Annotated in this window: 26 protein-coding genes; 9 read left to right on the top strand and 17 right to left on the bottom strand. The window is 60.3% G+C overall.

Going from position 1 to position 26,736, the window contains the following annotated elements:
- Nucleotides 1-23: 23 nt before the first annotated feature.
- The 6 genes from HX613_RS14390 to HX613_RS14365 are packed head-to-tail and all read right to left on the bottom strand — an operon-like array spanning nucleotide 24 to nucleotide 5,190.
- Complete coding sequence (locus tag HX613_RS14390; protein ID WP_235345939.1) at nucleotides 24-818, bottom strand: tetratricopeptide repeat protein; 795 nt, start codon at nucleotides 816-818, stop codon at nucleotides 24-26.
- Nucleotides 815-1,897, bottom strand: coding sequence for a vWA domain-containing protein (locus HX613_RS14385; protein WP_235345938.1), 1,083 nt, complete (start codon nucleotides 1,895-1,897; stop codon nucleotides 815-817). Before HX613_RS14385 ends, HX613_RS14390 begins: the two co-directional genes overlap by 4 nt.
- Complete coding sequence (locus tag HX613_RS14380) at nucleotides 1,894-2,868, bottom strand: vWA domain-containing protein (protein WP_235345937.1); 975 nt, start codon at nucleotides 2,866-2,868, stop codon at nucleotides 1,894-1,896. The genes HX613_RS14385 and HX613_RS14380 overlap by 4 nt, the downstream gene beginning before the upstream one ends.
- Nucleotides 2,859-3,311, bottom strand: coding sequence for a hypothetical protein (locus HX613_RS14375; RefSeq protein WP_235345936.1), 453 nt, complete (start codon nucleotides 3,309-3,311; stop codon nucleotides 2,859-2,861). The genes HX613_RS14380 and HX613_RS14375 overlap by 10 nt, the downstream gene beginning before the upstream one ends.
- On the bottom strand, nucleotides 3,298-4,182 hold the full coding sequence (locus HX613_RS14370; RefSeq protein ID WP_235345935.1) for a DUF58 domain-containing protein: 885 nt from the start codon (nucleotides 4,180-4,182) through the stop codon (nucleotides 3,298-3,300). Before HX613_RS14370 ends, HX613_RS14375 begins: the two co-directional genes overlap by 14 nt.
- 12 nt (nucleotides 4,183-4,194) lie before the next feature.
- Nucleotides 4,195-5,190 carry an AAA family ATPase gene (locus HX613_RS14365; RefSeq protein WP_235345934.1) on the bottom strand — a complete coding sequence of 332 codons (996 nt, stop codon included), beginning with the start codon at nucleotides 5,188-5,190 and terminating at the stop codon, nucleotides 4,195-4,197.
- A 620-nt stretch (nucleotides 5,191-5,810) separates the two neighbouring features.
- Between HX613_RS14365 and nrdH the strand changes: the two genes are divergently transcribed.
- The 4 genes from nrdH to nrdF all read left to right on the top strand — a co-directional run bounded on the left by nrdH (nucleotide 5,811) and on the right by nrdF (nucleotide 9,756).
- Nucleotides 5,811-6,059 carry a glutaredoxin-like protein NrdH gene (gene nrdH / locus HX613_RS14360; RefSeq protein WP_092106910.1) on the top strand — a complete coding sequence of 83 codons (249 nt, stop codon included), beginning with the start codon at nucleotides 5,811-5,813 and terminating at the stop codon, nucleotides 6,057-6,059.
- Between the two features lies 1 nt (nucleotide 6,060).
- On the top strand, nucleotides 6,061-6,474 hold the full coding sequence (nrdI, locus tag HX613_RS14355) for a class Ib ribonucleoside-diphosphate reductase assembly flavoprotein NrdI (RefSeq protein WP_143923443.1): 414 nt from the start codon (nucleotides 6,061-6,063) through the stop codon (nucleotides 6,472-6,474).
- A gap of 5 nt (nucleotides 6,475-6,479) precedes the next feature.
- A complete protein-coding gene (gene nrdE, locus HX613_RS14350; protein WP_235346011.1) occupies nucleotides 6,480-8,606 on the top strand; it encodes a class 1b ribonucleoside-diphosphate reductase subunit alpha in 2,127 nt (708 codons plus the stop codon).
- A 169-nt stretch (nucleotides 8,607-8,775) separates the two neighbouring features.
- On the top strand, nucleotides 8,776-9,756 hold the full coding sequence (gene nrdF / locus HX613_RS14345) for a class 1b ribonucleoside-diphosphate reductase subunit beta (RefSeq protein ID WP_198396928.1): 981 nt from the start codon (nucleotides 8,776-8,778) through the stop codon (nucleotides 9,754-9,756).
- Nucleotides 9,757-10,220: 464 nt separating this feature from the next.
- Here the strand turns inward: nrdF and HX613_RS14340 are convergent, their stop codons facing one another.
- Both HX613_RS14340 and HX613_RS14335 read right to left on the bottom strand, forming a co-directional pair.
- Nucleotides 10,221-10,589 (bottom strand): tyrosine-type recombinase/integrase, encoded by a 369-nt coding sequence (locus HX613_RS14340; RefSeq protein ID WP_235345933.1) that lies wholly within the window; start codon nucleotides 10,587-10,589, stop codon nucleotides 10,221-10,223.
- Between the two features lie 669 nt (nucleotides 10,590-11,258).
- Entirely contained in the window at nucleotides 11,259-11,597 is a 339-nt protein-coding gene (locus HX613_RS14335) for a hypothetical protein (RefSeq protein WP_235345932.1), read from the bottom strand.
- Nucleotides 11,598-12,947: 1,350 nt separating this feature from the next.
- Here HX613_RS14335 and HX613_RS14330 point away from each other — a divergent pair.
- Nucleotides 12,948-13,154 (top strand): hypothetical protein, encoded by a 207-nt coding sequence (locus HX613_RS14330; RefSeq protein WP_235345931.1) that lies wholly within the window; start codon nucleotides 12,948-12,950, stop codon nucleotides 13,152-13,154.
- A 79-nt stretch (nucleotides 13,155-13,233) separates the two neighbouring features.
- Here the strand turns inward: HX613_RS14330 and HX613_RS14325 are convergent, their stop codons facing one another.
- Nucleotides 13,234-14,406 carry an AI-2E family transporter gene (locus HX613_RS14325; protein ID WP_235345930.1) on the bottom strand — a complete coding sequence of 391 codons (1,173 nt, stop codon included), beginning with the start codon at nucleotides 14,404-14,406 and terminating at the stop codon, nucleotides 13,234-13,236.
- Between the two features lie 225 nt (nucleotides 14,407-14,631).
- Here HX613_RS14325 and HX613_RS14320 point away from each other — a divergent pair, with 225 nt between their 5' ends.
- The gene (locus tag HX613_RS14320; protein WP_235346013.1) at nucleotides 14,632-14,778 is read left to right on the top strand and encodes a hypothetical protein; all 147 of its coding nucleotides are present in this window, start codon (nucleotides 14,632-14,634) and stop codon (nucleotides 14,776-14,778) included.
- 442 nt (nucleotides 14,779-15,220) lie between these two features.
- Here the strand turns inward: HX613_RS14320 and HX613_RS14315 are convergent, their stop codons facing one another.
- The 7 genes from HX613_RS14315 to sdhC form a co-directional block, all read right to left on the bottom strand.
- On the bottom strand, nucleotides 15,221-16,336 hold the full coding sequence (locus HX613_RS14315; RefSeq protein ID WP_235345929.1) for an FUSC family protein: 1,116 nt from the start codon (nucleotides 16,334-16,336) through the stop codon (nucleotides 15,221-15,223).
- Between the two features lie 215 nt (nucleotides 16,337-16,551).
- On the bottom strand, nucleotides 16,552-16,716 hold the full coding sequence (locus HX613_RS14310; RefSeq protein WP_198396930.1) for a hypothetical protein: 165 nt from the start codon (nucleotides 16,714-16,716) through the stop codon (nucleotides 16,552-16,554).
- Between the two features lie 364 nt (nucleotides 16,717-17,080).
- Complete coding sequence (locus HX613_RS14305) at nucleotides 17,081-18,334, bottom strand: D-alanyl-D-alanine carboxypeptidase family protein (protein WP_235345928.1); 1,254 nt, start codon at nucleotides 18,332-18,334, stop codon at nucleotides 17,081-17,083.
- Nucleotides 18,335-18,475: 141 nt separating this feature from the next.
- Nucleotides 18,476-19,273: a succinate dehydrogenase iron-sulfur subunit gene (locus HX613_RS14300; RefSeq protein WP_096157341.1), complete on the bottom strand. Its 798-nt coding sequence runs from the start codon at nucleotides 19,271-19,273 to the stop codon at nucleotides 18,476-18,478.
- Nucleotides 19,273-21,033, bottom strand: a complete 1,761-nt coding sequence (gene sdhA / locus HX613_RS14295; RefSeq protein WP_143924169.1) for a succinate dehydrogenase flavoprotein subunit — start codon at nucleotides 21,031-21,033, stop codon at nucleotides 19,273-19,275. The genes HX613_RS14300 and sdhA overlap by 1 nt, the downstream gene beginning before the upstream one ends.
- A gap of 10 nt (nucleotides 21,034-21,043) precedes the next feature.
- On the bottom strand, nucleotides 21,044-21,496 hold the full coding sequence (locus HX613_RS14290; RefSeq protein WP_235345927.1) for a succinate dehydrogenase hydrophobic membrane anchor subunit: 453 nt from the start codon (nucleotides 21,494-21,496) through the stop codon (nucleotides 21,044-21,046).
- A gap of 1 nt (nucleotide 21,497) precedes the next feature.
- Nucleotides 21,498-21,875, bottom strand: coding sequence for a succinate dehydrogenase, cytochrome b556 subunit (gene sdhC / locus HX613_RS14285; RefSeq protein WP_235345926.1), 378 nt, complete (start codon nucleotides 21,873-21,875; stop codon nucleotides 21,498-21,500).
- 316 nt (nucleotides 21,876-22,191) lie between these two features.
- Here sdhC and HX613_RS14280 point away from each other — a divergent pair, with 316 nt between their 5' ends.
- The gene (locus HX613_RS14280) at nucleotides 22,192-23,307 is read left to right on the top strand and encodes a mannose-1-phosphate guanylyltransferase (protein ID WP_235345925.1); all 1,116 of its coding nucleotides are present in this window, start codon (nucleotides 22,192-22,194) and stop codon (nucleotides 23,305-23,307) included.
- A gap of 161 nt (nucleotides 23,308-23,468) precedes the next feature.
- Entirely contained in the window at nucleotides 23,469-24,638 is a 1,170-nt protein-coding gene (locus HX613_RS14275) for an amidohydrolase (protein ID WP_235345924.1), read from the top strand.
- Nucleotides 24,639-24,682: 44 nt separating this feature from the next.
- On the opposite strand, the gene HX613_RS14270 is transcribed toward HX613_RS14275, so the two are convergent.
- A complete protein-coding gene (locus HX613_RS14270; RefSeq protein WP_235345923.1) occupies nucleotides 24,683-25,195 on the bottom strand; it encodes a hypothetical protein in 513 nt (170 codons plus the stop codon).
- Between the two features lie 342 nt (nucleotides 25,196-25,537).
- Here HX613_RS14270 and HX613_RS14265 point away from each other — a divergent pair, with 342 nt between their 5' ends.
- Nucleotides 25,538-26,686 carry a BMP family ABC transporter substrate-binding protein gene (locus HX613_RS14265; protein ID WP_235345922.1) on the top strand — a complete coding sequence of 383 codons (1,149 nt, stop codon included), beginning with the start codon at nucleotides 25,538-25,540 and terminating at the stop codon, nucleotides 26,684-26,686.
- The last annotated feature ends 50 nt before the right edge of the window (nucleotides 26,687-26,736 follow it).

Below are 26,736 nucleotides of genomic sequence, written 5' to 3'. Positions count from 1 at the left end.
GGACTCATGATTTCACAGGTGCCTCACCACGGTTTGTCCGGGGCGGACCGGCCCCCGTCTCCGCCAGGCCCCTGCTGGCGCTGCTGACGTTCCGAATCCTCGCCGCGCTCCTTCAGCTTGTCGCGCTTCTCCTCCTCTTCGGACTTGCTTTCCGAGTCGTCGGATTTCTCCTCGCCTTCGCCGGAGTTCTGATCCTCGTCCTTCTTCTTCGAGTCGTCTCCGGAGTCGCCGTTCTTCGGATCCTCGCCCTCGGAGCCCTCGGAGTCGTCGCTCTCGGTGCCTTCCTGCTTCGACTTCTCTCCGTCTTTCTTGTCCTCGACGCGTTTCTTCGCTTCGTCGCTCTTCTGCTTCTCTTCGCTCTTCTTGGGCTGGCATTCCTTCGGAGCATCTTCCAAGGTCTGCAGCGACTGGTCGTAGAGTTCGTCCGACTGTCCTGGATCTTGGTCCGCGACCTCGTCGGCGAGCTTCTCATACACGTAGGACAGGTTGATCCTCACGGCACATTCGTCGCGGGCAGGGGTGATCTCTAGGGCGGATTCGAGGTCTGCCTGCGCCGGTTCGAAATCGCCGACGGCTGCCTCTGCGGTGCCGCGGTTGTAGTAGCCGATATGGCGTTGGATCGGGCTGAGTGTGAGGAACGCAGTCGAGGCCTTCTTCGCTCCAGGGAAATCATTCGACGCGTAGCGAACCTGAGATGCTGCGCCGAAGTAGAGGGTCACAGCCACATAGCCGAACACGAGGAGGAGGACGGATCCGATGATGAGGTTGACGCGAGAGAGCCTGCGCATCGTCGACCAACCGCGAGTGATCCGGTTCATGACCGCGCTCCTCGTGGTTTGGGCGCAATCGTGCGCAGCCGCAGCAGCTCGCGGACGCCGAAGACCATTTCGACCGCGATCCATGCGAACACGAGAAGCAGGGGGACCCAGAAGTATTCGTCGACGGTGACCCGCCCATCCTTCTTGACCAGCGTCTGGTCGTACTTCGGTGCTGTGTACACGCTCGACATCGAGGCTCCGCCGTCACGGTGGTGGTACTTCACACCGAGGTCGTCTGCGATCTGTCTGAGGTTCGTCTCGTCGATCGTTGAGATCCCAGGATTGCCCTGTCCGTCGAGGATGTACTCGCCGTCCGTTCCTGCGGACCCGTCACCATCTCCGGCCCCGCCGTTGTCACCAGGATCACCGAGTCCGGGGCTCCCGCCTTGATCCGCACCGTAGCCGAAGGGCTGGGACTCCTTCATCTTTCCGCCCTGAGACGTTCCGTATCCGAACACCGCGCCGCTGTCGATGCGGGAGGAGAAGGATGACCACGAGTCGACGGGGGACTCGGCGGTCTGCTCGCCGTCGCCGAAGTAGAAGACGAGGCTCTTGTTGTCCGGACGATCTTCCTGATTGGACTTCATCCGCTTGTCCAGCTCAGCACCCGCCTCGGTGATGGAGGATCCGTTCGAGTTCACTGACATCTCCGGACTGAGGACGTCCACGGCCGAGGCGAACGCCGAATGGTCGGTCGTCAGGGGCATGACCGTGGATGCGGTCGAGGCGAAGGAGATGATGCTCATCCTGGTGCCGGGGAACTGCTCTGCCAGCTCCAACATGTCCTTCTTCACCCCTTCCAGTCGGGTCTTGTCACCGTCATAGTCCTCGGCGGCCATCGAGGTCGTCGTATCGACGAGGAAGTAGACGTCGGCGGCTGCCTCGTATTCCTCGGTCGAGGATTTGATGGGAATGCCCGGTCGGGCCAGGGCGAGGGCGAGCACGGCGACGATGCCCATGCGTGCGAACCATTTCCAGCGAGGTCCATCCCCGCGCACTGCGGGGATGATGCACACGGTCAGCAGGGCGAGGACGAGGAAGCCCCATCCGAACCAGGTGAAGACGGGATCGAAGATCATGATTTCGTCCTCCAAGCCAGAACGAAGACACCAGCGAGGCCGAAGACCGCGATTCCGAGGGGAACTGCGGGCATGTCATGGACGACGGTGTAGGAACGGCCCGGAGTGTTCTCGGCCTCCTGACTCTGGATCTCTGCGACGATCCGATCGATCGTCGAGGCCGAACCCATGTCGAACTGTTTGCCGCCGGTGCGATCGGAGACCGACTCCAGTTCCTTGGTCTGCGGGTTCGTGAGCACCGACGGGGGAGAGAGGCTGTAGACCCTGACCTCGGAGTCCACAGCGATGTCGGTGGCTTCGTCGAGGTCGAACAGAGGGTCACCGGCAAGCATGTTGTCGGTGGCGAAGATGATCGAACGAGACCGATCTTCGTCCTGACGGTCGAAATTGTCCACGCAGGAGACGAGCCCGTCTCCGATGAGGGAGGAACCGCCGATGTTGGGAGGCGAGGTCGACCAGGAGTAATCGGTGCCTTCAGAGCCCCAGGTGCGGAAGCCCTCCTCGGCTTCCTCGAGATAGTTCTGGACCATGTCGTAGTCATCGGTGAGCGGGAAGGCGGAGACAGCGGTCGAGTTGAACACGGTCATTCCGATGCGTTCACCGTCGAATCGGTCGACGAGCTCCTGGTAGGCCTCAAGGAGGTCGGCGTCATAGCCGAGCATCGAACCCGACACGTCGAGGCAGAGCATGACATCTCGCAGCTTCTTCTCCGGGTTGACGGTCTCGACCCAAGCGGGGCGAGAGATCCCTGCGAGGGTGGAGAGACCGGTGAGGGCGATGACGGCGAGGAAGGCAACGGTTGTCATCAGACGGGTCCGCATGGCTTTGCGGAAGCTGGGCAGGCATGTCATACGACCGCTGTGCGCCACGGCCAGTGACGACGCGGTGGCCTTGGGTCTGCGGAAGAAGAAGACTGCTGCCGCAGCAAGCACGAGGAGGATGAGGGCCAGCCACCAGAACATCAGGACCATCGGGTCACCAGCTTTCTGGCGCCGGCGATCTGGGGTGCCAGATCATTGGCATCGTCCTCGGCGAACTCTGCTTCGTAGAGGCCGGACAAGGACTCCGCGAGGTCGTCGAGACCGGCCACAGCCGCATCTCTGTAAGTGAGGTGTTCGGCCTTGACGCCCCATGCGTGATGGGCGAACTCGCGCACGATCTTCGCCAGTTCCCGAGCCGAATCGCGGACATCGGCTTCGCCCGCATCCAGTTTCGACTCGACCGCGGCGATCCGAGACATGTAGGTGCTGCGGACAGGAATGGGAATCCGCGGTCGGGACTTTATCCCTGATCCCGCCGCCGCGCGCAGCAGAGGAGCGAACAGGTTGAGGACGGCGGCCAGCAGAACCACGGCGGCGGCGACATACCACCAGACCGAGATCTGTAGGGGGCCGACGAGCTCAGCGGGGCCCACGGCGGTGCCTCAGCAGAAGAGTGTGGAGGTTGCCCAGGGCTTGGTCCGGATGGGCGATTTCGGTGTGTGAGATTCCGAGCTTCGAGAGCAGGTCGATTCGGTGCTGCTTGCGGCTTGCTTCCGCAGCGAGGAATTCATTGCGTACGTTCGGGTTGGCCATCACGGAGGTGGGCAGACCGACATCAGGGCGGGAGATGTCGAACGGCGCCGAGGCGGTCGGCAGCTGTGCAAGGTCCGCGTCGGTGATCGTGATCCACAGGATCTCGTGCTGGGCACGCAGACGTTTGATTGTGGCTTCCTCCTTCGCGCCGAGCGGAGCCTGGTCGGAGATGACGACCACAAGCATCCGGTGGTTGATGTGCGAGGCGATCCACTGCAGCTGCTCATCGATCGAACCGTCTCCGTCGGTGCCCGCCTCGGCGAGGATCTGCTGCAGAAGGTTCTCCAAATGGGCTTCGCTGCCCTTTCGGGGGGACGCGGTGGTGCGCTGTGCGCTGCCGTGGATGAGCATCACGTCATCACCATGGCGGACGGCGAGGTATCCGGTCATGCCGGCCATGAGGATCGCGAGCTGTCGCTTGTCGACTCCGGCCGAAGTCACGGCGTCGAAGTTCCGGGACGAGTCGACGACGAGCGCGAGAATGTGCCTGCGGTGGGCGACATAGCGTTTGACCAGTGGGTTCGAGTGTCGGGCCGTGGCCTTCCAGTCGATGTCGCGGATCTCGTCGCCGGGAATGTAGTCGCGCAGGTCGTCGAAGTCGAGGCTGTACCCGTGGAAGACAGAGGAATAGTCCCCGTCGAGGAGCCTGCGGGTTCGACGGTGCGCGTGGATGGTCATCCGCGCTTTGATCCGATTGAGCAGAGCAGTCATCGATGCACCCGATCAGGGAGTGGGGACGGCCATGAGGAGGGCATCGACGACCTGTGCGCTCGTGATGTTCTCCGCTGCGGCTTCGAAGTTGAGTTGGATGCGGTGAGCGAGGATTCGGTGGGCCAGATCCTTGATGTCTTCGGGGATGACGTAGTTGCGGCCACGGATCATCGCCAGAGCCCGTCCCGCGTTGGTGAAGGCGATCGAGGCGCGGGGGCTGGCGCCATATTCGATGAAGGGAGCCAGGCGACCCAGATACTTCGTGGTGTTCCTCGTCGCATGGACGAGTTCGACAAGGTATCGGGTGATCGACGGGTCGACGTAAATGGTGCGTGCATATTGCTGCAGCGTCTCCACATCTTCGAGGTTGCAGGACGGCTTCGGGACAGAGTCGCGATCGAAGACACCCGAATCGAGTCGCGACAGAATCTCCATCTCCTCATTGGGGTTCGGGTGGGTCAGGAGGTCTTTGATCATGAACCGATCGAGTTGAGCTTCGGGCAGCTGGTAGGTGCCCTCCTGTTCGATCGGGTTCTGTGTGGCCATGACCAGGAAAGGACGGGGAAGTTCGAACCGCTGGCCGCCGATCGTCGTCTGCTTCTCCTGCATCGCCTCGAGCATGGCGCTCTGCGTCTTCGCCGACGAGCGGTTGATCTCATCGAGGAGGACGATGTTGGCGTGCACAGGGCCCAGGACTGTATTGAAAGAGCCTTCGTGGGCGTTGTAGATCTGCGAGCCGATGATGTCTGCAGGCAGCAGGTCGGGCGTGCACTGGATGCGGGAGAACTTTCCATCCACGGCATTGGCCAGCGCCGCCGCCGCAGTTGTCTTGGCAAGCCCGGGAACACTCTCCAGGAGAAGGTGGCCGCTGGAGAGGAGACCGATGAGCAGACTCTCACGCAGGCGCTGCTGTCCGACGACGAAATGGTCCAGATAGGATTCCAGACCGCCCAGGATCGATTGAGCGTGTGCGATCTCTTGAGTGTTGGCGGGTGCCGTTGCCGTCATGGTGGTGCCTCTCGAATCTCAACTGGCTGACAGAACAAGCATATGGGTTGACCCTGACACCGGACTGGACTCTTTCGTGTCAGTACCGACACATACCATTTGAAGACCGACACGCAAGTGTGAAGGACGGCGCGAAAGAAGCGGGGCTGACCGTGGGAAGGAGGTCGGAGCGACCGTGGAATTGGGATGGGAACGCCCGTTCAAACGGGTGGAAACGGCCGCGAAATGGGACGCCGGGCGTTCGGAGAGGGAATCGAATGTGACACGCCGAGGAAGTACCCACAGGGGAAAATTTTATCTGTGGACAGGTGTGGAAAACGGTCCCGGGCGAGGTGTCTGAATATGACTTTTTGGCCCCATCGGCCAGTGTCCTCGCAGGTGATCGAACTACATCGGTGTCATTCGTGACTTGTGGATGACTGTGGACGGTTTGAACACAGGTTGTGGATGGTCAAAAGAACACTGGTGTAACACTGGATATAGGGGTAGAGTCGACCACGAACACAACATCTAGTGGTCACACTCGGGCATGATCTGCGTGATATTCGTCATTGTCAAGGTCATGAACCCGGTGGAAATAACGTGAAGTCTAAGCCGAAGTGCAGAAATGAGGAGTCGCGATGATCACCGTGTACACCAAGCCAGCTTGCGTCCAGTGCAACGCCACGTACCGTGCGCTCGATGCCAAAGGGCTGAAGTACAAATCGGTCGATCTCAGTGTCGATGAGAATGCCTTGGACGTCGTCAAGGCCATGGGCTACATGCAGGCTCCCGTCGTTGTCACTGATAACGACCACTGGTCAGGTTTCCGTCCGGACAAGATCGCCACTCTGGCCGGAGAGCAGACCTCGGTTTCCGTTGTAGCCTGACATGCTCCTGGTCTACTACTCGAGCAGCTCTGAGTACACCGACCGATTCGTCAGCAAGCTGCGGCACCCCTCACGCCGACTTCCCCTGCTGACAAAAGATGAGACGCTGGCGATCGACGAACCGTTCGTCCTTGTGACTCCCACCTACGGAGCCGGGCCCAACAGAGGCGCCGTCCCCAAGCAAGTGATCAAGTTCCTCAACATCGAATCGAATCGCCGCCACCTCGTCGGCGTCATCGGCGCCGGAAATACGAACTTCGGCGAAGAATACTGTCGCGCGGCACGCAAAGTGGCCGCGAAATGCAATGTACCCGTGCTGTACCGTGTCGAACTCCTCGGAACCCCAGAGGACGTCGAAGCAGTGAATTTAGGATTGGACAAACTGTGCGTGAGCTCGCTGAAGACCGCAATGTAGAAGACATCATCCGCGAAGAGACGGATCTTGACTACCATGCGCTCAACGCCATGCTGAATCTGTATGACCAGGACGGTCGCATCCAGTTCGAGCGTGACAAACAGGCTGCCAGGCAGTACTTCCTGCAGCATGTCAACAACAACACCGTCTTCTTCCACGACCTCAAGGAGAAGCTCGACTACCTCGTCGAGAAGGAATACTACGAGCCCGAAGTCCTCGATCAGTACTCCTTCAACTTCATCGAGGAGCTTTCGAAGCACGCCTATTCGGCTAAGTTCCGGTTCCAGACCTTCCTCGGTGCTTTCAAGTTCTACACCTCCTACACGCTGAAGACCTTCGACGGAAAGCGCTACCTCGAACGCTTCGAAGATCGCGTCGTCATGGTCGCACTGTTCCTCGCTCGCGGCGACGAGATTCTGGCTAAGCAGCTCGTTGACGAGATCATCCACGGCCGCTTCCAGCCGGCCACCCCGACTTTCCTCAACGCGGGCAAGAAGCAGCGCGGCGAGCTCGTCTCCTGCTTCCTGCTGCGCATCGAAGACAATATGGAGTCCATCGGCCGCTCCATCAACTCCGCACTGCAGCTGTCGAAGCGCGGCGGCGGCGTGGCCTTTGCCCTGACCAATATCCGCGAGTCCGGTGCACCGATCAAGAAGATCGAGAACCAGTCCTCGGGTGTCATCCCCGTCATGAAGCTGCTCGAAGACTCCTTCTCCTACGCCAACCAGCTGGGTGCACGACAGGGCGCCGGAGCTGTGTACCTGCACGCTCACCACCCCGACATCTACAAGTTCCTCGACACCAAGCGCGAGAACGCCGATGAGAAGATCCGGATCAAGACTCTGTCATTGGGCGTGGTCATTCCGGACATCACGTTTGAATTGGCCAAGCGCAACGAGGACATGTACCTCTTCAGCCCCTACGATGTCGAGCGCGTCTACGGCATGCCCTTCTCTGACGTCAACGTGACAGAGAAGTACGAGGAGATGGTCGACAACGCAGCCATCAAGAAGAACAAGATCAACGCACGCGAGTTCTTCCAGACCTTGGCAGAGATCCAGTTCGAGTCCGGTTACCCCTATGTCATGTTCGAAGACACGGTGAACAAGGCGAACCCGATCGACGGCAAGATCATCATGTCGAACCTGTGTTCGGAGATCCTTCAGGTCTCCGAGCCCAGCAAGTACGACTCCGATCTCGGATACGACGTCGTCGGCAAGGACATCTCCTGCAACCTCGGTTCCCTCAACATCGCACTGACGATGGATTCCCAGAACTTCGGGCGGACAATCGAGACCGCGATCCGCGGACTGACCGCTGTCGCTGAGACCTCTGACATCCAGTCGGTTCCTTCGATCGCTCGCGGCAATGACATGTCGCATGCCATCGGACTCGGTCAGATGAACCTTCACGGCTACCTTGCCCGGGAGCACATCTACTACGGTTCGGATGAGGGCCTCGACTTCACGAACATGTATTTCTACACCGTCGCCTACCACTGTGTGCGGGCGTCGATGGAGATCGCGAAGGAACGTAAAGCCGCCTTCGCCGGATTTGAGAGGTCGAAGTACGCAACCGGTGAATACTTCGACAAGTACACCGAGGAAGCGTGGGAACCACGCACCCAGCGTGTGGCCGAGATGTTCACCGAAGCCGGCGTGCATATCCCTACTCAGGATGATTGGCGTGAGCTCAAGGCCGCAGTTGCCGAGCACGGCATCTACAACCAGAACCTGCAGGCCGTTCCACCTACCGGATCGATCTCCTACATCAACAACTCGACGTCGTCGATCCACCCTGTGGCCTCGAAGGTCGAGATTCGCAAGGAGGGCAAGATCGGGCGTGTGTACTACCCGGCGCCCTTCATGGACAATAACAACCTCAAGTACTACCAGGATGCCTACGAGATCGGCTATGAGAAGATCATCGACACCTACGCCGAGGCCACGAAGCACGTGGACCAGGGGCTGTCGCTGACCTTGTTCTTCATGGACACCGCGACGACTCGTGACATCAACAAGGCGCAGATCTACGCGTGGCGCAAGGGCATCAAGACCATCTACTACATCCGGTTGCGCCAGCTCGCGCTGGAGGGCACCGAGGTCGATGGCTGCGTATCCTGCATGCTGTGACCGATGAGTTCAGCGGGTCGGTGTGAACCGGCCCGCTGAACCCATGACCCAGATTCCGCGAGTTGTGCGGACCTGAAGTTCGCACAACTCGCGAAACCGGGCAGAAAGCATTCTCAGTCTGCTGAGCAGACCACACGTACGCACGACGTACCTGCAACTTGGAAGAGAGATGGAAACGTTGGAGAACCTGACTTTGGCGTCGCATGTCGACGCCATCAACTGGAACCGTGTCATCGATCCCGTCGATGATGACGTCTGGGATCGCCTCACCGGAAACTTCTGGCTGCCTGAGAAGGTGCCGCTGAGCAACGACATCCCCTCGTGGGCGACACTCACGGAGGAGGAGAAGACGCTGACGATGCGCGTCTTCACCGGTCTGACACTGCTCGATACCATTCAGGGCACCGTGGGTGCGATCTCCTTGATTCCCGATGCGGTCACACCGCATGAGGAAGCAGTGATGACGAACATCGCGTTCATGGAGAGCGTGCATGCGAAGTCATATTCTTCGATCTTCTCGACCCTGTGCTCGACGAAGGAGATCGACGAGGCGTTCCGTTGGTCGCGGGAGAACACCTACCTGCAGTCCAAGGCTGACATCATCCTCAGCTACTACCGAGGCGATGACCCGCTCAAGCGCAAGGTTGCCTCAACACTGCTGGAATCTTTCCTCTTCTACTCGGGCTTCTACCTGCCCATGTACTGGTCTGCACATGCGAAGCTGACGAACACCGCGGACCTCATCCGCCTCATCATCCGCGACGAGGCTGTTCACGGCTACTACATCGGCTACAAGTACCAGAAGGGCCTGGAGTCACAGTCTGAAGAGCGCAAGCAGGAGCTCAAGGACTACACAATGAACCTCATGTTCGAGCTCTACGAGAACGAGGTCGCTTACACTCATGACCTCTACGACTCGGTGGGTCTGGCTGAGGACTGCAAGATGTTCCTCCACTACAACGCCAACAAGGCCCTGATGAACCTCGGGTACGAAGCGATGTTCCCGAAGGAGGTCACCGAGGTCAACCCCGCGATCCTCGCGGCTCTCTCGCCCAACAGCGACGAGAATCACGACTTCTTCTCCGGATCCGGATCCTCCTACGTCATCGGCAAGGCCGAGAACACGGAAGACGACGACTGGGACTTCTGAAACTGCTGGTGACGGGCCTGCTCGCCTCGGTTTGAGAGGTAGGCAGGCTCGCACTGTATGCGAAGACTTGGGCTGGGCGAGAACGGTCTGCCCAACTTTTGCCCACATTTCAGCTCGAGGGGAGGTGAATTGTGATTGGCTAAGAAAGGACATGCGCGCAGTGCTATCACTGGACGCTTTGTGAAGATGTCGACGGCCGCCCGCAATCCGCGGACGACCGTCGTTCATAAGCCCAAGAAGAAGTAAGTACTGATCCGTCTGCAGGATCCCCATCCGGGCGTGAGAACGAATTTGCACTTCGTTCTCACGGCCACTCTATCTATGGTGAAGGCTTCACGCGAGCCGCGCACTGCGAGCTGCATCAATCCTTTCGGCAACAGCATCCACGTCCGTGTCGAACAGATCCGAATACACATCCAACGTCATGGCCGCCGACGAGTGCCCGAGCATGTTCTGAACCAGCTTCACCGAGGCGCCGGCGGACACGGCGAACGAGGCCGCAGGTCGTGGAACACAAAACCCTCATTGAGCCCCGCTTTCCGCCGCACCGTGAGGAACCACGACTCCTGATTTTTCGGCTCAGCAAGATCCGGCATCAACAGTCCGTCCGGGTCTGCTTTCAAAGTAAGCGCCCGGAACCGATCATGCATGAACCGCGGATATCCCACAGACCGCTCACGGCCGTTTTTCGACTCCTCGGTGCGGATCCTCACACGGCGAGCTTTGAGGTCAACATCGTCCGGGCGCAGGGTAGCGATCTCACTCCACCGTAATCCCATGTAGGCGGCGATATAGACGACGAAACTATACCGGCCACGCTGTGTTTGCTTCAAGTGATGCTCATCGGCCGCTCGCGCCACCTTCTCGACCTGCTCATAGGTGAGGTATACGTTCTTCCGGTGCGACAGTGTGGGAAGGTTCTAGATCCCGCTGGCTGGATTACGGGAGATCCGGTAATCGTCAACTGCGATTTGCAGGACCGCCTGCAGGACATAGTGCGTCCGTCGGACGGTGCGAGCCTTCCGCTTCTCCGACAGCGCAGACACCCAATGGCGGACTTGGGACCGTTGTACGCGAATGACGGCGAGGGCGCCGAACTCCGGGTAGATGTGAACTCGACGACACGGCTCCGCCCGGGGGGTACGAGCCCCGGCACTGACCTCGGAAACACGAAGGCCCCGGCCCACCGCGATGTGAGGCCGAGGCTGTTTCGTGTTCAAAGATCTTAGCTATTGGATCTGGAATGATTCTGTGTGCGTCCTGCGCATCCAACCCAAATGCCAGCAGCTGTGATGGCAGCAATCAAAATCAAAGTGCTGATTACCTGAGCTCCAAAGCTGATCACGCCTTGCGACCGGGCGAAGATTAGCGCGCAGACTATCAGCGCGCCTATTCCCACAAGGATCCATCGGACTATCGATGCCTTACGTTGTGGACTCATTTTAGTCGTCCACCTCTGGCTGTCGATGGTCTGGAACGCGCTCGAACACTGAGCTAGGGGATCATTGTGACTTGCAGTTCGTGATCATACCGTTCGACTCAGTGAACTTGATTCCCTTCCCGGACTTTTCACAGGTCCTCACTGCGGTCTTGTTCTTCCATGCCCAGGCGATGATAGGCGCCGTGGAAAATGACACCGGCCACCACTTCGCTCCCAAGACGTCGATGAGACCCGAGGCGCTAGTAGCATCGTCGAATCCGTCGACAAGCTTGCTGGCCGCGCATGAGTCCATTTTGACCTCGTATTTGTCAACGGGGTTCATTCCACCCCCGCCGGCCCCCACTGCCTTGCGAGCGTTGCTGCCTTTGCAGGCCGCGGTAGCAGGGTCTGCCGTTGTCACGACGGCAGTGGATCCTGCGAGGAGTGCTGCTGAAAGTGCGATGGCGGTCATTTTTCGGGTAGTGCCGTTGAGCTTGAATCATTTGCTGTTCATCGCTGATACCTTTCGTGAGGTTACGTGGCGAAAACAACAATAGATCTTGTTTTACAGACTCACATCGCACGTAAGTACGAGATTTGAGCTCTACCTGGATCGTTGCTTGTAGTGCCTTGCACTATTTTCTGACCCACCATCACAGTGGTGTCGAGGCCGTGCTGTGTGCTCAGTGAAGATGCTGAGTGAGCACTTGCTTCTCACCCAGGTGAGTCTCCCAGGTAACTCGCAACTGTCCCGTGCGCCGTCGGGAGGGTGGGGCGAGCTCGAACTGTACCTCTTGGCTTGGTTCAACCTCGGGCACGTTGATGTCTCTGTTCACGTCTCCGCTGATTTCAACGTGATATGCGACAGCGCCGTCATCGTTGCGGAGAGTGCATTCTTCTCGGTTGTTCTGAATCAGTTCCATGATTCGCCCCTGCAGTTAAATAGGTTACCAACTATACCGGGTGCCCCTGTGCTTTTCAGCACGTCGTGAGGACTACTCGGCGACGTTGGAGGGGCCAACCGTGTGGTCCCAAGGTGGTGCCCGTTCGATTCCTCGATCCTATGCGATCGGAACCAAGTGACAATGGTGGTGATTCCAGCCGCCACCGCCACTGCGACAGTGAGAGCAATAGTTAGTTTGACCAGATCACGTGGAATAGCCATGAGACTTAGCCTTCAATGCTGATCGGCGTCGGGATTGGAGTGTACCGCCAAAGTGGAAGCTGTCGCCTGGAGTCGTTCCTACTTGATTCCGTATGGGTCGCTCGATCGTTGCCGGTAGCTGCGGACGAACCCGGCCACGGCAGTGTATGAGCGTCCGAGCATCGCAGCAAGCTCAGCGATTGGCAGGTCCGTGCGCGTCTACGCGACCACAGCATCTTCCCGCGTCCACCGCTTCCAACGGTTCGGCGCCAACGACCGACCGTGCTTACCGGCCGCCGGCCGCACACCCCATTCCCTGAACCACTTGCCCAACGTCGATTCGTTGACACCCACCGAGGCGGCAATGTGGGGCGAAGTCTTCCGTCTCCGTTCCGCTCGGTAGGCTGGAAGACTGGAATGTGGATGATGCACAGATCATGTTCTTCTACGCCAGCCCGTTCCATAACGGAGGCTGGATGGAGGTGCATAGGTGGAGGACATGGAACACGTCTTCTGGCACCGATATGCCGCCTCACTACGAGCAGAAGCACACGGCCAGCGCCCCCATATGGATGACATTGGGAGACATTGGATTCTAATGTCCGCACCTAAGTGCATGATCGACCCATGACCGAGGACTACGGCACAGCCACCTGGCGTTACTGGCAGCAGATCCGCAACACTGCCGGCGCCCGCGGCTCGTACCAGGACCGACCACCCATGCCAGTGCGTGCCCGCATCGAGTGGGAGCGTGACGGCGTGGAGGGCGTCGACGGCGTGGCGACCCGACAGGGCTTCGACGGTGCGATCTTCGTTGAGCTCAAGGACCGCTGATGCTCGACGCTCGGGGTGTGGTTGCACCCGGATGACGTGTGGTGGAAGGGAAGTGAACCCGGAGTTATCGGCTCAGACTTCACCGGTCTTCGTTCGGCTCGAGATCGTTCCCTGCGCTGTCGTTGGTCATTTCAGCATCGCTGACCGTGTGATGGGCACTCGCCGCTGACTGATCGGTAAGCGGATTCTTCGCGGCTCTGAACATTGAATTGAGAGTAGCGATGACAGGAACAGCGAAGAATGCCCCAGCAATGCCCGCAAGGGCAGCCCCCGCGGTGACGCCCAGGATCACTGCTAAGGGGTGAATTTTGACTCGTGAGCCGGTCAACCAGGGCTGAAGAACGTGGCTTTCGATTTGTTGAACGAGGATCACGATGCCAAGCATGATGACGGCGTGGATCCATCCGTTAAACAGGAGTGAGAGACCTACCGCGAACGCTCCGCCGATGATCGCTCCGACAAACGGGACGAACGCTCCTAAAAACACAACGGTCGCGATCGGTACGGCCAGCGGCACTCCTAGAATCAGCGCACCGAGGCCGATTCCGACCGCATCGGTGGCGGCGACGACGAGTTGGATTCGAATGAAGCTCGACAGGGTCTTCCAGCCGGCGTCTCCAGCTGCAATGATTCGCTGATGGGACTTCCGGGGCCATATCTGTACTGCCCAGGTCCAGATTCCTTTCCCGTCGATCAATGCGAATAGCGTCACGAACAAGACGATGATGACGCCTTCGACGATGTGAGCCGCTGTAGTGCCGACTTCGGCGGCACCTGAGCCGAGTCCGGCAGCATTGTCTTGCAACCACTGCCCCGAGGAGGTGACGAGGTCGTTGAGCTTGGCTTCGGTCAGCCCGAGCGGCTGCGTCGCCAGGAACTGCTTCGTCGCGTCCAGAGACGTCGCCACCTGTTTCTGGATCGCAGGGATCTCGCTTCTGATCTGGAAGGTGATGAGGAGGACGAGTCCGGCCAGCAGGCCGAGGACGACGACCCAGACGGTGACCACGGCCAGCCATTTTGGCCACCGATGCCGCTGCAGGAACGACGACAATGGGACCAGGAGGGCCGAAAGTATCAGTCCCGCCAGAAAGGGGATGACGATTTCTGCCATTTGCAATGCCAGGAATCCCGCAACGGTGATCCCCGCGACGATGACCAGTAGGTAGCCGGTGAAACGAGCTCCGAGCTTCAATCCTTCGGGAATAGGGTCGTCCCGATTTCTCTCCATGGAGTCGTGGGAGTCGTTCAACATGAATTCACACTACTCTCAAGCGTCGTTGCGGGGAAGTACAGTTGGCGAGGGTTCTCCCAGGGGGTCGTTGGCGGTGAACCATGCGGCTGTGGCCGTGAGTACTCCCTTGGCGAGCAACAGAAGACTGTCGCGATGTGGTTGCATCCGGACGATGTGCGGTGGGAAGGGAAGCGAGTGCCCAGAATTTGCCCAAATCTTGCCCACGATCATCCCCAGTAGACCCAGGTGGAAACCCGCAAACTCCGCCTAGAATTCAACGGTCGGCCCCCTGACCAGGAAGCAAGAACGAACCACGACTTCTTCTCCGGGTCCGGCTCCTCCTATGTCATCGGCAAGGCCGAGAACACGGAAGACGACGACTGGGACTTCTGAAACACAAGGTCAACGGCCTACCCGAGTCAATATCCTTGGGTAGGCCGCTTTCGTGTATTCACTTACCGGATGTTTCTGTCTCCGATTCTAGGCACAGCCAACTTCGGGCTTCGTCGACTCGCCAACCTACATCGTCGACCTATGTGTCCAACAAGTCGGCGTGCAGATTCAAGGAGACGTCCTCTTGATTGTGTCCGAGCATGTTCTGGACGACTTTCACCGAGTCGACGGCAGGACATCCGCTGTTACGGCAACAGTGCGTCGGTCAGTCGCAATGAGGATCACACTGATGGGGTGAGAGACTAGAGCAACGAGTAGCCAGAAGGTAGATCCAGTTTTCGCCACGCGAGCTTCCCCGTGCGATCCAGGTGAAACTATCGATCCTCTTGTCGGCATGCTCGCCCGACATGTGTGGCTCCTCGAAGCGGTCAGCTCAAGGGCGTCAGCCAGATTCGCGAGCCGATCGTGCCGAGGCGACGTCGTCGACGATGACAGCGATATGCTGCATGCTTGCGATCAGCGACCCATAGAGGGGCCAAGAACGCTCCGGGAGCCCTTTGTCCTCAGCCATTCTCACAGACAGCTCTTCGAGCCGCTGGTAGATCGGTTCGACCTCCGCGTCGGGGTCGGCGATCGCCCGTCCCGCATCCCGGACGACGGAGGTCCATTGCTCACGGAACCGCGTGTCCCATTGGCCGTTCTCATAAGACCCTTCGCGCAGAGTTCGCGTCAGATGGCGCAAATGGGAGATGCCTTCATCCACGCGCTGCAGGATGTTCTCGTAGCTGGCATCTTCAGAAGACGTTTGGGAGTCCTGAGCTTCGCCCGATGGAATGCGCTTGCGGCGAAGGCGATCACGTGGATTCGCCTTTTGGCTCTCACGCGCGAATCTGACCGACTGCCATGCCGAGTTCAACTCGTGGCTCATCGATTCGGTCTCCTTGAACCAACCATCGGCTTCGGCGGTCTCCCAGCCGTCATCCAGTTCATCTGCCATGTCGACCAACATGTCACCCATGCGCCGGTTGATGCTGTCGACGTACCGTGCTGCCTGCTGATCCCGCAGAGGCGGAATCACCAGAAGGTTGACGACGATGCCGACGGCGACGCCTATGCAGAGCTCCAAGATCCGCTCGCCGAGAAAGGGTTGCTGACTGTCGAAGCCGCTGCCGAGGACGAAGATTCCAGTTGTTGCAATCGCAATACCTTCATCGCGGATCCACGGCAGCCGCGCAGCAGCGAGGCCGACCAGGAGCGCGAGAGCAAAAGTCCAGACGCTCACCCCCAGGTAGTTGCCGATGACGAAGGACAAGGCAACACCGAGGGTTGAGGCGATCGTCGACTGCGCTCCGCGAGACAGCGAGCGGTGGACTGTGGCATGGACTGTCAGCAGCGCCGCCCACGGAGCCAGGAACGGCATCTGGGAGTTCAGGACATTATCAGACAGCCACCAAGCGCCGGTGGCCGCGATCACAGTCTTGACGACCTGCAGAATGTCGGTGACGACGTCGGGGCGTCTGGCCAGAAGCGATAGCTGGTGTCGCGAGTTCTGCTGCAATGGGCGTCCTTTCGGACAGAGTGCATGGAGTTATCACCCTACAAGGCATATATGGTACGTGACCGGCATGGGTGAGGAGCAGTCGGCGGGGAATGAAAATGCCCGACATTCCTGCAGATGAAACCTGCGAAATGTCGGGCAGAGCTCAGACTGTCGTGGTTCTCGCTCTGCTTAAAACCCAGCAGTGCGAAGGAAAACCTGACAGACGGCGGTGTTCAGGCCGCCAGCGGCGTGATCTCACGCAGCGATGAACCGGTGAACAGCACGACGCGGCCGGTCATGTCACTGATCGTGACTTTGCCGTTGCGGGTGCTGATCTTAGGATCAATCAGTCCTGCATGCTCAATGGCACGCTGGACCCACTGTGGGAACTGAGTCATCGTTCCCTCCTTTCTTAGCTACTTCGTCGAACGGCATGCATCAACGCATATCGTTCTCATTGTTTTCGTGGTGGCGACGGGGCAGTCGCCGAGGTGCTGGCCGAGTACCGGAGCGAATCGGATGCTGGCCTGCTGAAATGTCACCGTGGTGTGGGTTGATCCTTCACGGTGGGGGATCTGCGATTCGAAGTGAGACAGTGTCCGTGGCGAATCATTTGCAATGTCGAACCTGGATCTGATTACTCGCTCATGAGCGACGTGTCATCGTGCTCAGCGGATCAGATGGTTCAATGAAGCCGGACGACTCCGAACGCAAGACATCAGTTTAACCGCATAGGAAACGATAAGTCAAAACAGCGGTTGATCAGCGGAAGGTCTTGCCCCGACGCAGACTCAGCAAGATGATGAGCGCGGTGATCAGAAGCGCAGCCGCGACGACCAGCATTCCGACGGGGAGCAGCGTTTCATCCGAGACGCCGAGGATCTTCGCCGAGGCCTTGGACTCAGTCGCCTCTGCACCATCGCCTGAGTCCATCTCGGTCCCGACCGAAGCGGCGTCGGCGCCGCCGGCATCACTGCCGCTCTCCGAAGCAGTCGCATCGGCACTCGGCGTCATCGACTCGCCGACAGGGACTGTCTGAAGAGACTTCGGGTCATTCTGGGCGAAGTCCCATTCGAGCAGGTCGACCGCGGCTTGGCGGGAGTTGTTGTCGATGCCGAGCATCGTCGAAACCACACGGTGGCCGTCGCGTTCGGCAACGGCGATATAGGCACCCTTGGCTTGGCGGGTGAATCCGTTCTTCAGGCCCAACCCGCCGTCGACCTGGCCGACGATCTTCGTGTGGTTCTGAATTTCGTAGCCCTTGAACTTCTCCTTGGTATCCGGGTTCTTGCCACCCGGGAATTTGTACGTCTCGGTGCTGATGACGTCCATCAGGTAGTCGTTCTCACACACCGCCCACGCCAGCTTCATCATGTCTGAGGCCGTCATGTGCTGTTTCGGGTCGTCGAGGCCTGAGGTGTTGGCTGCGTGAGTGTTCGTCATCCCCAGCTCTTCGGCCTTCTTGTTCATGAGTGCCACGGCCTTTTCCTGGCCGCCGGCGGCCCGACCGAGGGCGTTCGCGGCATCATTGGCACTCGACATCAGCATCGCGTGGAAGAGCAGATCGACGGTGTATTCGTTCTTCTGCATGAGACCGACCTTGGTGCCGTCGATCTCCATGTCCTCGAACTCTGCCTCGACCTTCTGTTTGGGATCGTCGAGCACGTCGACAAGAGCCAGAGCGGTCAGGAGCTTGATCGTCGAGGCAGGTGCGTGCTTCTTGTCGATATCGTGCGCCGCCTGAACTTCTCCCGTGTCGAGGTCTCCCACCAGCCACGACGTGCCCACCGGCTGCGGCGGCTTCGCTCCATCGCCGAGGTCGGCCGGCGATTCGTAGACCTTCTCCTGCTTCTCACCCGGTTGGCCCAAACCGTGCGAGGCGCCGGGGGAGAGGACCAACTGCGCCCCGATCAGCAGCAATGCGAGTACGGCGCTGACGATGAGACGAAGTCCTGAGGGAAGTGAACGGGGGAGGGCCGCAGCACGCGTCAGAGAAGAAGGATGGTGAGAACGCATGCGCACCAGTCTACGACCGTGGAGAATTGAGAGCTGTCAGGAAACCCGGTGCGATACAGCACAGGTGATGCAACCGCGTGGACGCGAAAGGCGGCCGTGCACGAAAAGTGCACGACCGCCTCGGCGATTCAGATGTTCAGATCAGAATGCGCGCTGCAGGACTGCCTGCTTCACCTCGGCGATGGCCTTGGTTATTTCGATGCCACGAGGGCAGGCCTCGGTGCAGTTGAAGGTGGTGCGGCAGCGCCACACGCCTTCCTTGTCGTTGAGGATCTCCAGGCGCATGTCTCCGCCTTCGTCACGCGAATCGAAGATGAAACGGTGCGCGTTGACGATGGCAGCTGGGCCGAAGTACTGGCCATCGGTCCAGAACACGGGGCACGACGAGGTGCATGCGGCGCAGAGAATGCACTTGGTGGTGTCATCGAATGCCTCACGCTGCTCGGCCGACTGCAGACGCTCACGCGTCGGCTCGTGACCGGACGTGATGAGGAACGGCATGACCTCACGGTAGGACTGGAAGAAGGGCTCCATGTCGACGATGAGGTCCTTCTCCAGAGGCAGACCCTTGATCGCCTCGACGGTGATCGTCTTGGACGTGTCAAGATCCTTCAGCAGGGTCTTGCAGGCCAGACGGTTACGGCCGTTGATGCGCATGGCATCGGAGCCGCACACGCCGTGGGCACAGGAACGGCGGAAGGACAGCGAGCCGTCCTCCTCCCACTTGATCTTGTGCAGGGCGTCCAGGACACGGTCGGTGCCGTACATGGTGACCTTGTACTCCTCCCAGTGCGCCTCTTCGTCCTGTTCGGGATCGAAGCGTGCGATCTGGAAGGTGCAGTCGAACGACGGGATCGAACCGCTGTCGCCTGCCACATGGTCGGGCAGGTCGATCTTCGAGGCCGGCTCCGGGGTTTCAGTTGAGGTATCGGTGCTCATCAGTACTTACGCTCCATCGGCTGGTAACGGGTGACGATGACGGGCTTCGTCTCCAGACGCATGCCCTTGATGCCGTCGGTCTCGGAATCAGGATCGAGGTACGTCATCGTGTGATGCATGAATCCTTCGTCGTCACGATCCGGGAAGTCCTCTCGGAAGTGCCCACCGCGTGATTCCTTACGGTGGATGGCGGCGACGGAGATGACCTCGGCGAGTTCGAGCAGGAAGTTCAGCTCGACGGCCTCGAGGAGGTCGAGGTTGAAGCGCTTGCCGCGGTCCTGAATGCCGACGTTGTTATAACGTTCACGCAGTTTCGCGATCTCATCAAGCGCTTCGCGCAGAGTCTCGTCAGTGCGGAAGACCTGGACGTTGGCGTCCATGAGCTCCTGCAGATCCTTGCGAATGGCGCCGATGCGTTCGGTGCCGTCGGAGGTCCGCATCTTCTCGAGAAGTGCGACGGTATCGCCCTCAGCGCCTTCCGGCAGCTCGACGAAGTCAGCAGTCTTCGCATATTCCGCGGCGGCGATGCCGGCGCGCTTGCCGAAGACGTTGATGTCGAGCAGCGAGTTCGTGCCCAGGCGGTTCGAACCGTGCACGGACACGCAGGCAACCTCACCAGCGGCGTAGAGGCCGGGGATGACGTTGTCATTGTCCGCGAGCACCTCGGCGCCGACATTGGTCGGAATGCCGCCCATGGCGTAGTGCGCGGTCGGGAAGACCGGCACCGGCTCCGTGTAGGGCTCCACACCGAGGTAGGTGCGGGCGAACTCGGTGATGTCGGGCAGCTTCGCATCGATGTGCGCGGGCTCGAGGTGGGTGAGGTCGAGCAGGACGTAGTCCTTGTTCGGACCGCAGCCGCGGCCTTCGCGCACCTCATTGGCCATGGAACGGGCCACGATGTCACGAGGAGCGAGGTCCTTGATCGTCGGGGCGTAGCGTTCCATGAAGCGCTCACCGTCGGAGTTGCGCAGGATCGCACCCTCACCGCGAGCCGCCTCGGAGAGCAGGATGCCCAGACCGGCCAGACCGGTCGGGTGGAACTGGAAGAACTCCATGTCCTCGAGCGGGATGCCCCGGTTGTAGGCCACGGCCATGCCGTCACCGGTCAGAGTGTGTGCATTTGAGGTGGTCTTGAAGACCTTGCCCACGCCGCCGGTTGCGAAGACGACCGACTTGGCCTGGAACAGGTGGATCTCGCCGGTGGCCAGTTCGTAGGCGACGACGCCCGCCGGACGGCGGACTCCGTCGACCTCGGTCATGGCCAGGTCGAGGACGTAGAACTCGTTGTAGAACTCGACGCCGTGCTTGACGCAGTTCTGGTACAGAGTCTGGAGGATCATGTGACCGGTGCGGTCGGCTGCGTAGCAGGAGCGACGGACCGGGGACTTGCCGTGGTCACGGGTGTGACCACCGAAGCGACGCTGATCGATCTTGCCTTCGGGGGTCCTGTTGAAGGGCAGCCCCATCTTCTCGAGATCGAGGACGGCATCGATGGCTTCCTTGGCCATGACCTCGGCGGCATCCTGGTCGACGAGGTAGTCACCGCCCTTGACCGTGTCGAAGGTGTGCCACTCCCAGTTGTCCTCTTCCACATTCGCCAATGCGGCGCACATGCCGCCCTGGGCCGCACCGGTGTGCGAACGCGTGGGGTAGAGCTTGGTCAGGACTGCGGTCCGGGCACGCTGGCCCGATTCGATCGCTGCACGCATCCCGGCGCCACCGGCACCGACGATGATGACGTCGTATTGATGTACCTGCATGTTTCTCCTTCTATGCGGCCGAGCAGAACGACGCCAGCAATGCTGGGTCGGCTCCGGCCGGGCAGGGATCGAATGTGAAGATGACGAGCGTGCCGAGCACGATGACGATGACCGAAGCGATGTAGAGGATCATCTGCAGAGCCATGCGGGTGCCGGGCTTCTCGGCATAGTCCATGATGATGGTGCGCAGGCCGTTGGTGCCGTGCAGCATTGCCAGCCACAGCATCAGCAGATCCCAGATCTGCCAGAACGGGCTGGCCCATTTGCCGGCCACGAACCCGAAGTCGATGGCCTGGACGCCTTCTCCGGCCCACAGGTTCACGAAGAGGTGACCGAAGATGAGGATGATGAGGACGACGCCGGAGATGCGCATGAACAGCCATGCGAACATCTCGAACTTCGAACGTGTTGATTTGTGGCGCGAGTAGCCGGTGCGCGGAGCCGGGATCGATGTTGTGCTCATGTCATCCTCCGAACGTGTGCATCAGCTGGCGGGGGATGAAGGCGATCATAATGATGAGCCATACGATGATGACTCCCCAGAACAGTTTCTTCTGATTTTTCGGTCCGCTCTTCGAGAAGTCGACGAGAATGACGCGAAGACCGTTGAACGCATGGAATGCGATCGCGGCGACGAGTGCGATCTCACCGAATGCCATGACCGGAGTCTTGTAGGTTCCGATCACGGCGTTATATGCCTCGGGTGAGACGCGAACGAGTGCAGTATCGAGCACGTGGACCAACAGAAAGAAGAAGATTCCGACGCCTGTGACGCGATGCGCGACCCAGGACCACATTCCTTCATTTCCTCGGTACAGAGTGCCCGTAGACGCTTTGGCCACGGAGCATCCTCCATCTTGGATTAATCGACTGTGTACATCAAGAAACTACGCCGAACGCCGCCTGGTTGCCAGTCGAGCTGCGCCTGAGCGTGGTGGATCACATTAAGTTCCTGGCAGTTCCCTCACAGCGGTCATTCTCGGATGCGTTGAAATTCAATTACATCACGGCTGTATGTGCTAATGATTCTGGCCGCCGGGCTGACCTGGTGAGTCGGAATCCTTTCCGGGTTTGAGCCAGTCCGGTTACGGTTCTCCTCACCCCGACACGGCGGACAACATCGGTCAGAGAGTGCCCGAACTTTGAGACACTGATGGTGTGAACACACACTTCCACGCCATCATCCCCGCCGGCGGATCCGGAACCCGGCTCTGGCCGCTCTCCCGCAAGGCATCGCCGAAGTTCCTCCATGACGTGTTGGGTACGGGCCGGAGCCTGATCCAGTCAACTTGGGATCGTGTCGCACCCCTCGTCGGACCCGAGAACGTGTGGGTCGTGACGGGGGAGAGCCACCGTGATCAGGTCGCCGAGCAGCTTCCCGAGATCGCGGTGCACAAGATCCTCGCCGAGCCGTCGCCGAAGGATTCGGCAGCCGCGATCGGTCTCGCGACCATGCTCATCGCACAGGAGGACCCGGACGCGATCGTCGGCTCGTTCTCCGCAGACCATTCAATCACCAACGTCGACGAGTTCCGGCTGGTCATCGACCAGGCCTGCGCTGCCGCCGAGACCGGTGACATCGTCACCGTCGGCATCATGCCCCGCAACCCCGCCACCGCCTATGGCTACATCGAGACCGGTGACCTGCTTGGCCTCGACGGCGCACCGACTGCGCGGCGAGCCATGGCCTTCGCCGAGAAGCCGGCTGCGAGCACGGCCCGCGCCTACGTCAACTCCGGCCGCTACCGCTGGAACGCCGGCATGTTCATTGCCAAGGCCTCCGCCCTCCTCGAGGTCCTCGAAACTGAGGATCCGACTCTGTTTGCGGGGCTGTCTCGGATTGCGCAAGCGTGGGGCTCCGATGCTCAGGCCGAGGTGCTCGCCGAGGTGTGGCCCGGGCTGGAGAAGCGCGCCATCGATTACGTCGTCGCCGAGCCCGCTGCCGCGGCCGGCCGTGTCATCGTCATCCCCGGCGACTTCGGCTGGGACGACGTCGGCGACTTCGACTCCGTGGCACGCCTGCGCCAGCCGGTGCCCGGTGAGCCCGCGGGAGTCATCTCGATCGGTCAGAACTGCGACCTCCTCGAGATCGACGCCTCAGGGGTCGTCTTCTCCGAGTCCAAGAAGCCGCGCACGGTCGCGATCGTCGGCCTCGACGATCTCGTCGTCGTCGACACCGAGGACGTCCTGCTGATCACCTCCCGCTCCCACGCCCAGGATGTGAAGAAGGCAGTCTCGGCCGCCGGTGAGCGCGGTCTCGACGATCTGCTGTAGGCAAGTGCTGTATCCGGTCTCCCAGGCCGGAGTCGCAGGCGGAGTATGTCGAAATTGGTCGCAGTGCGCCCAAATGTGACGCTGAATGCTTAGCATTGCAGTCAATGTCTCAGATATCCGAACCGCGCCCAGGCGGCGTCGCGCTCCCAGAAGGACCAGACGTGATCAGCTCGACAATTGCTGAGATCGGTGCAGAGCTCATCGATTTCCGCCGCGACATCCATGCGCACCCGGAACTGTCCTTCCAGGAGTTCGACACCACGGACAAGATCATCCGACGTCTTGAAGCGGCCGGTCTGTCACCTCGGCGACTCGAGGGCACAGGCGTCGTCTGCGAAGTCGGCGAGGGTCCGATCGCCCTAGGGCTTCGAGCTGACATCGACGCGTTGCCCATCGATGACCTCATCGACGAGGACTTCGCCTCGACGGTGACCGGTGTGGCACACGCCTGCGGTCACGACGTGCACCTGACCGGACTCGTCGGCGCAGCCATCGCCCTGCAGCGACTCCACGAATCCAGACCCGGCGGGCTCGGCGGACGGGTGCGACTCATCTTCCAGCCCGGCGAGGAAGTCACCCCCGGCGGGGCGCTGCGCGTCATCTCCCAGGGTGTCCTCGACGATGTGCCCGAGGTCTACGCCGTCCACTGCGACCCCAATGTCGACGTCGGTCGGATCGGTTCGCGCATCGGAGCCATCACCGCGGCCGGCGATACCGTCATCATCCGTCTCTCAGGCCACGGCGGGCACACCTCACGGCCCCATCTGACCGAAGACCTTGTCTACGCGTTGGGCAAACTCGCCACTGACCTGCCTTCGACGCTGGGCCGTCTCATCGATCCGCGCCACGCGATCTCCCTCGTATGGGGCGAGATCAGCGCCGGTCACGCGGCCAATGTGGTGCCCAGCGAGGGGATTCTGCGCGGAACTCTGCGTTGCCTCGACGTCGACGGCTGGAACCAGGTCGCCGAGGTGCTCCCTGAGCTGGTCGAGCGCATCGCCGGCCCGTACGGGGTCACCGTCGACCTCGATCACCGCCGAGGTGTCCCGCCGGTGGTCAACACCGAAGACCAGGTCGCGCTCATCGAGTCCGCCGTTCGCGGTGAACTCGGCGAGAACTCCGTCCAGCTGACCCCGCAGTCCATGGGCGGTGAAGACTTCGCTTGGTATCTCACGCATTGCCCCGGGGCGCTCGTCCGTATGGGCACCCGCACCCCTGGGGGAACGACATACGACATTCACCAGGGTGACTTGCTCATCGACGAGGACAGCGTCGAGATCGCCGCCCGCATCTTCACTGCGACCGCGCTGAAGGTCCTGGAAAAGGACTAGAGCATAGCTCCTTGACATGGCTTCGCCAACAAGGGAGTCACGCCCTAATCCGCGAAATCATGAGGCTGTTCAATGACGAACAAGCCATCAGGATATTCTGCTATTCGCGTCATCGTCTGTCTTATCGGCGGCGAGGTCAGTTTTATGTCGAATCGGAGATCCCCGGTAGGGGTGATCGACTCACGTATCTCCTTCACATTATGATCCCCGAGGTCTTCGATAAGGCTGTGTGCATCGTCCAGTGTCGCTCGGTTCCACTTCGACCGCCGGACACAGACGTGGTGCGCCAGATCGAGCTCTTGGATCTCGCTGCGCGTCCGGTGCGGATCGAACACCAACGCAAGCACTACCGAACGCCTGGGATCCACGCGCACCCGGTTGCACGCCACGATATTACGTGGATCACAGAGCGAGAGGACGCTTCTCCACAGTCGATCGAAGTCTGCCTGCTCAACTCCGGCTTCCACCCCGCGCGCCCACTCTGCGACCCACGCGCGCCGTTGATCAGCATCCTTCTGAAGTCGTCGAACGACTTCGCTCGTTGATTCAGCGCTCACTGGCCACCACACATTGGACTTACGGCTTCGGTCTCCCGTGCGGCGGCGATTGATGCAAGCAGACCAATAGCGACCATGAACGCCATAAGCAGCTTGATTGCGAGGCCGTGTACGTGCTTCTGAAGCATTGGCTAGTGCCTTTCTCGCTCCATTGGGCAGATAGTAATCACGTTACTCGCCGCGAGGTTTCATTAACAAGCGGTCTTGTTGAAAATCCAATATCATTCATCGTTCGACAGCTGGCATTTTCCGCGTCTTCGGCTCCTCGTAAACGTGAACGTCGAAGTGGTTAGGTGCCCCGGCTCCACCGGGGACTCAGGTGGAACCGATAATCTTGGAGACATGAGAGTGAAGGTCATGAGCACGGCGCTGGGCGCCGGCTTCAGCGCATTGAGCCTGGTGGCACTGAGCGCATGCTCGATGACGGCTCCCGAGCCAGTCGAAGATGCCACACTCGGGTGCATGATCTCGGCTCCGGCAGGATTCGACGACCACTCTGCTGGGGCTCTCACTCTGGCGGAGACGGAGCTGGCACGGTCTCAGGGACTGTTCTCCGCGACATCGAGCCAGCGGGTGACCAACTCATCGGCCACCTCGGCGGCTCTGAAGAGGATGAACGATAAGGACTGCGCGCTGACGACAGTGCTCGGGCCCGGGGGCGCCGACGAACTGGCAGACCAGGCCAGAGCCCACTCCAAGGGCCTCTACCTGGGTGTGGCCAGTGGTCACGATGACTTCCCGGACAATGTGCTCAGCATTGACTTCGACCTCGTGCCGCCGGCCTTCATCGCCGGGTACATTGCGGCCACGGCGAGTGAATCGGGTGAGGTCGGCACGGTCGTGTCACGAGGGTTCCCGCAGGCGAAGAAGATACTCGACGCCTTCGACGCCGGCGTCGACCTCTACAACGACGAAGCCGATGAGGACGTCGAGCACGTGAAGTCCTTCCGGGAGGAAGCGGTCGATGATCGGACCGTGGCCGACACCAGCGATGCGGGGAAGGACTTCTTCGACGCAGCCCATGATTCGGACGTCGACGTCGTCGTCCCCTTCGGGTCGTCGGCAGCGATGGGAGTGGTCACCGCGGCCACCGAGAAGCAGCAGGCTCTGACCACCGAAGAGCCCAAGCCGGAAGACAAGGGCGAAGACCCGATTCTGCCGAAGGTCATCTGGTATGGAGCGTCCGGGGCCTTCAGCGACACGATCATCGCGACGATCGAGCCGAACATCCGCCGTGGACTGCGGAGCATGTTTGCCGAATGGCCGCAGAGCAAGAATCCCGACGAGGTGGCCGAAGCCTCGAAGGAGGACCCCACCGAGATGGGTGGATTCCTTGTTGCCGACCGCCGCTACAAGGGCACGATCGACAACGGCGGCGTGAGGATCGCCGCCGAGGACGGTTTCCTCAGCCAGACGTCCGACGCAGGGCGCAGCATCGCCGATCTGCGGGAACGGATCAAGAGCGGGGACATCGACCCAAGGAAGTCCTGAACTGCTCGATTGTGACACCGCTGGTGCCGACCGATTCATTCAGAGTTCTT

This window comes from Brevibacterium sp. UCMA 11754 (assembly GCF_021532275.1).
Classification (GTDB): Bacteria; Actinomycetota; Actinomycetes; order Actinomycetales; family Brevibacteriaceae; genus Brevibacterium.
This window is presented reverse-complemented; position numbering and strand designations above follow the sequence as displayed.

Coding starts and splice junctions, on each gene's coding strand:
- HX613_RS14385 (WP_235345938.1), bottom strand. CDS start 1,897: ATGATCTTCGATCCCGTCTTCACCTGGTTCGGATGGGGCTTCCTCGTC.
- HX613_RS14365 (WP_235345934.1), bottom strand. CDS start 5,190: ATGACGGCAACGGCACCCGCCAACACTCAAGAGATCGCACACGCTCAA.
- HX613_RS14310 (WP_198396930.1), bottom strand. CDS start 16,716: ATGACTCAGTTCCCACAGTGGGTCCAGCGTGCCATTGAGCATGCAGGA.
- HX613_RS14390 (WP_235345939.1), bottom strand. CDS start 818: ATGAACCGGATCACTCGCGGTTGGTCGACGATGCGCAGGCTCTCTCGC.
- sdhA (WP_143924169.1), bottom strand. CDS start 21,033: ATGCAGGTACATCAATACGACGTCATCATCGTCGGTGCCGGTGGCGCC.
- HX613_RS14265 (WP_235345922.1), top strand. CDS start 25,538: ATGAGAGTGAAGGTCATGAGCACGGCGCTGGGCGCCGGCTTCAGCGCA.
- HX613_RS14380 (WP_235345937.1), bottom strand. CDS start 2,868: ATGGTCCTGATGTTCTGGTGGCTGGCCCTCATCCTCCTCGTGCTTGCT.
- nrdI (WP_143923443.1), top strand. CDS start 6,061: ATGCTCCTGGTCTACTACTCGAGCAGCTCTGAGTACACCGACCGATTC.
- HX613_RS14300 (WP_096157341.1), bottom strand. CDS start 19,273: ATGAGCACCGATACCTCAACTGAAACCCCGGAGCCGGCCTCGAAGATC.
- HX613_RS14305 (WP_235345928.1), bottom strand. CDS start 18,334: ATGCGTTCTCACCATCCTTCTTCTCTGACGCGTGCTGCGGCCCTCCCC.
- HX613_RS14330 (WP_235345931.1), top strand. CDS start 12,948: ATGACCGAGGACTACGGCACAGCCACCTGGCGTTACTGGCAGCAGATC.
- HX613_RS14290 (WP_235345927.1), bottom strand. CDS start 21,496: ATGAGCACAACATCGATCCCGGCTCCGCGCACCGGCTACTCGCGCCAC.
- nrdF (WP_198396928.1), top strand. CDS start 8,776: ATGGAAACGTTGGAGAACCTGACTTTGGCGTCGCATGTCGACGCCATC.
- nrdH (WP_092106910.1), top strand. CDS start 5,811: ATGATCACCGTGTACACCAAGCCAGCTTGCGTCCAGTGCAACGCCACG.
- HX613_RS14370 (WP_235345935.1), bottom strand. CDS start 4,182: ATGACTGCTCTGCTCAATCGGATCAAAGCGCGGATGACCATCCACGCG.
- HX613_RS14325 (WP_235345930.1), bottom strand. CDS start 14,406: ATGTTGAACGACTCCCACGACTCCATGGAGAGAAATCGGGACGACCCT.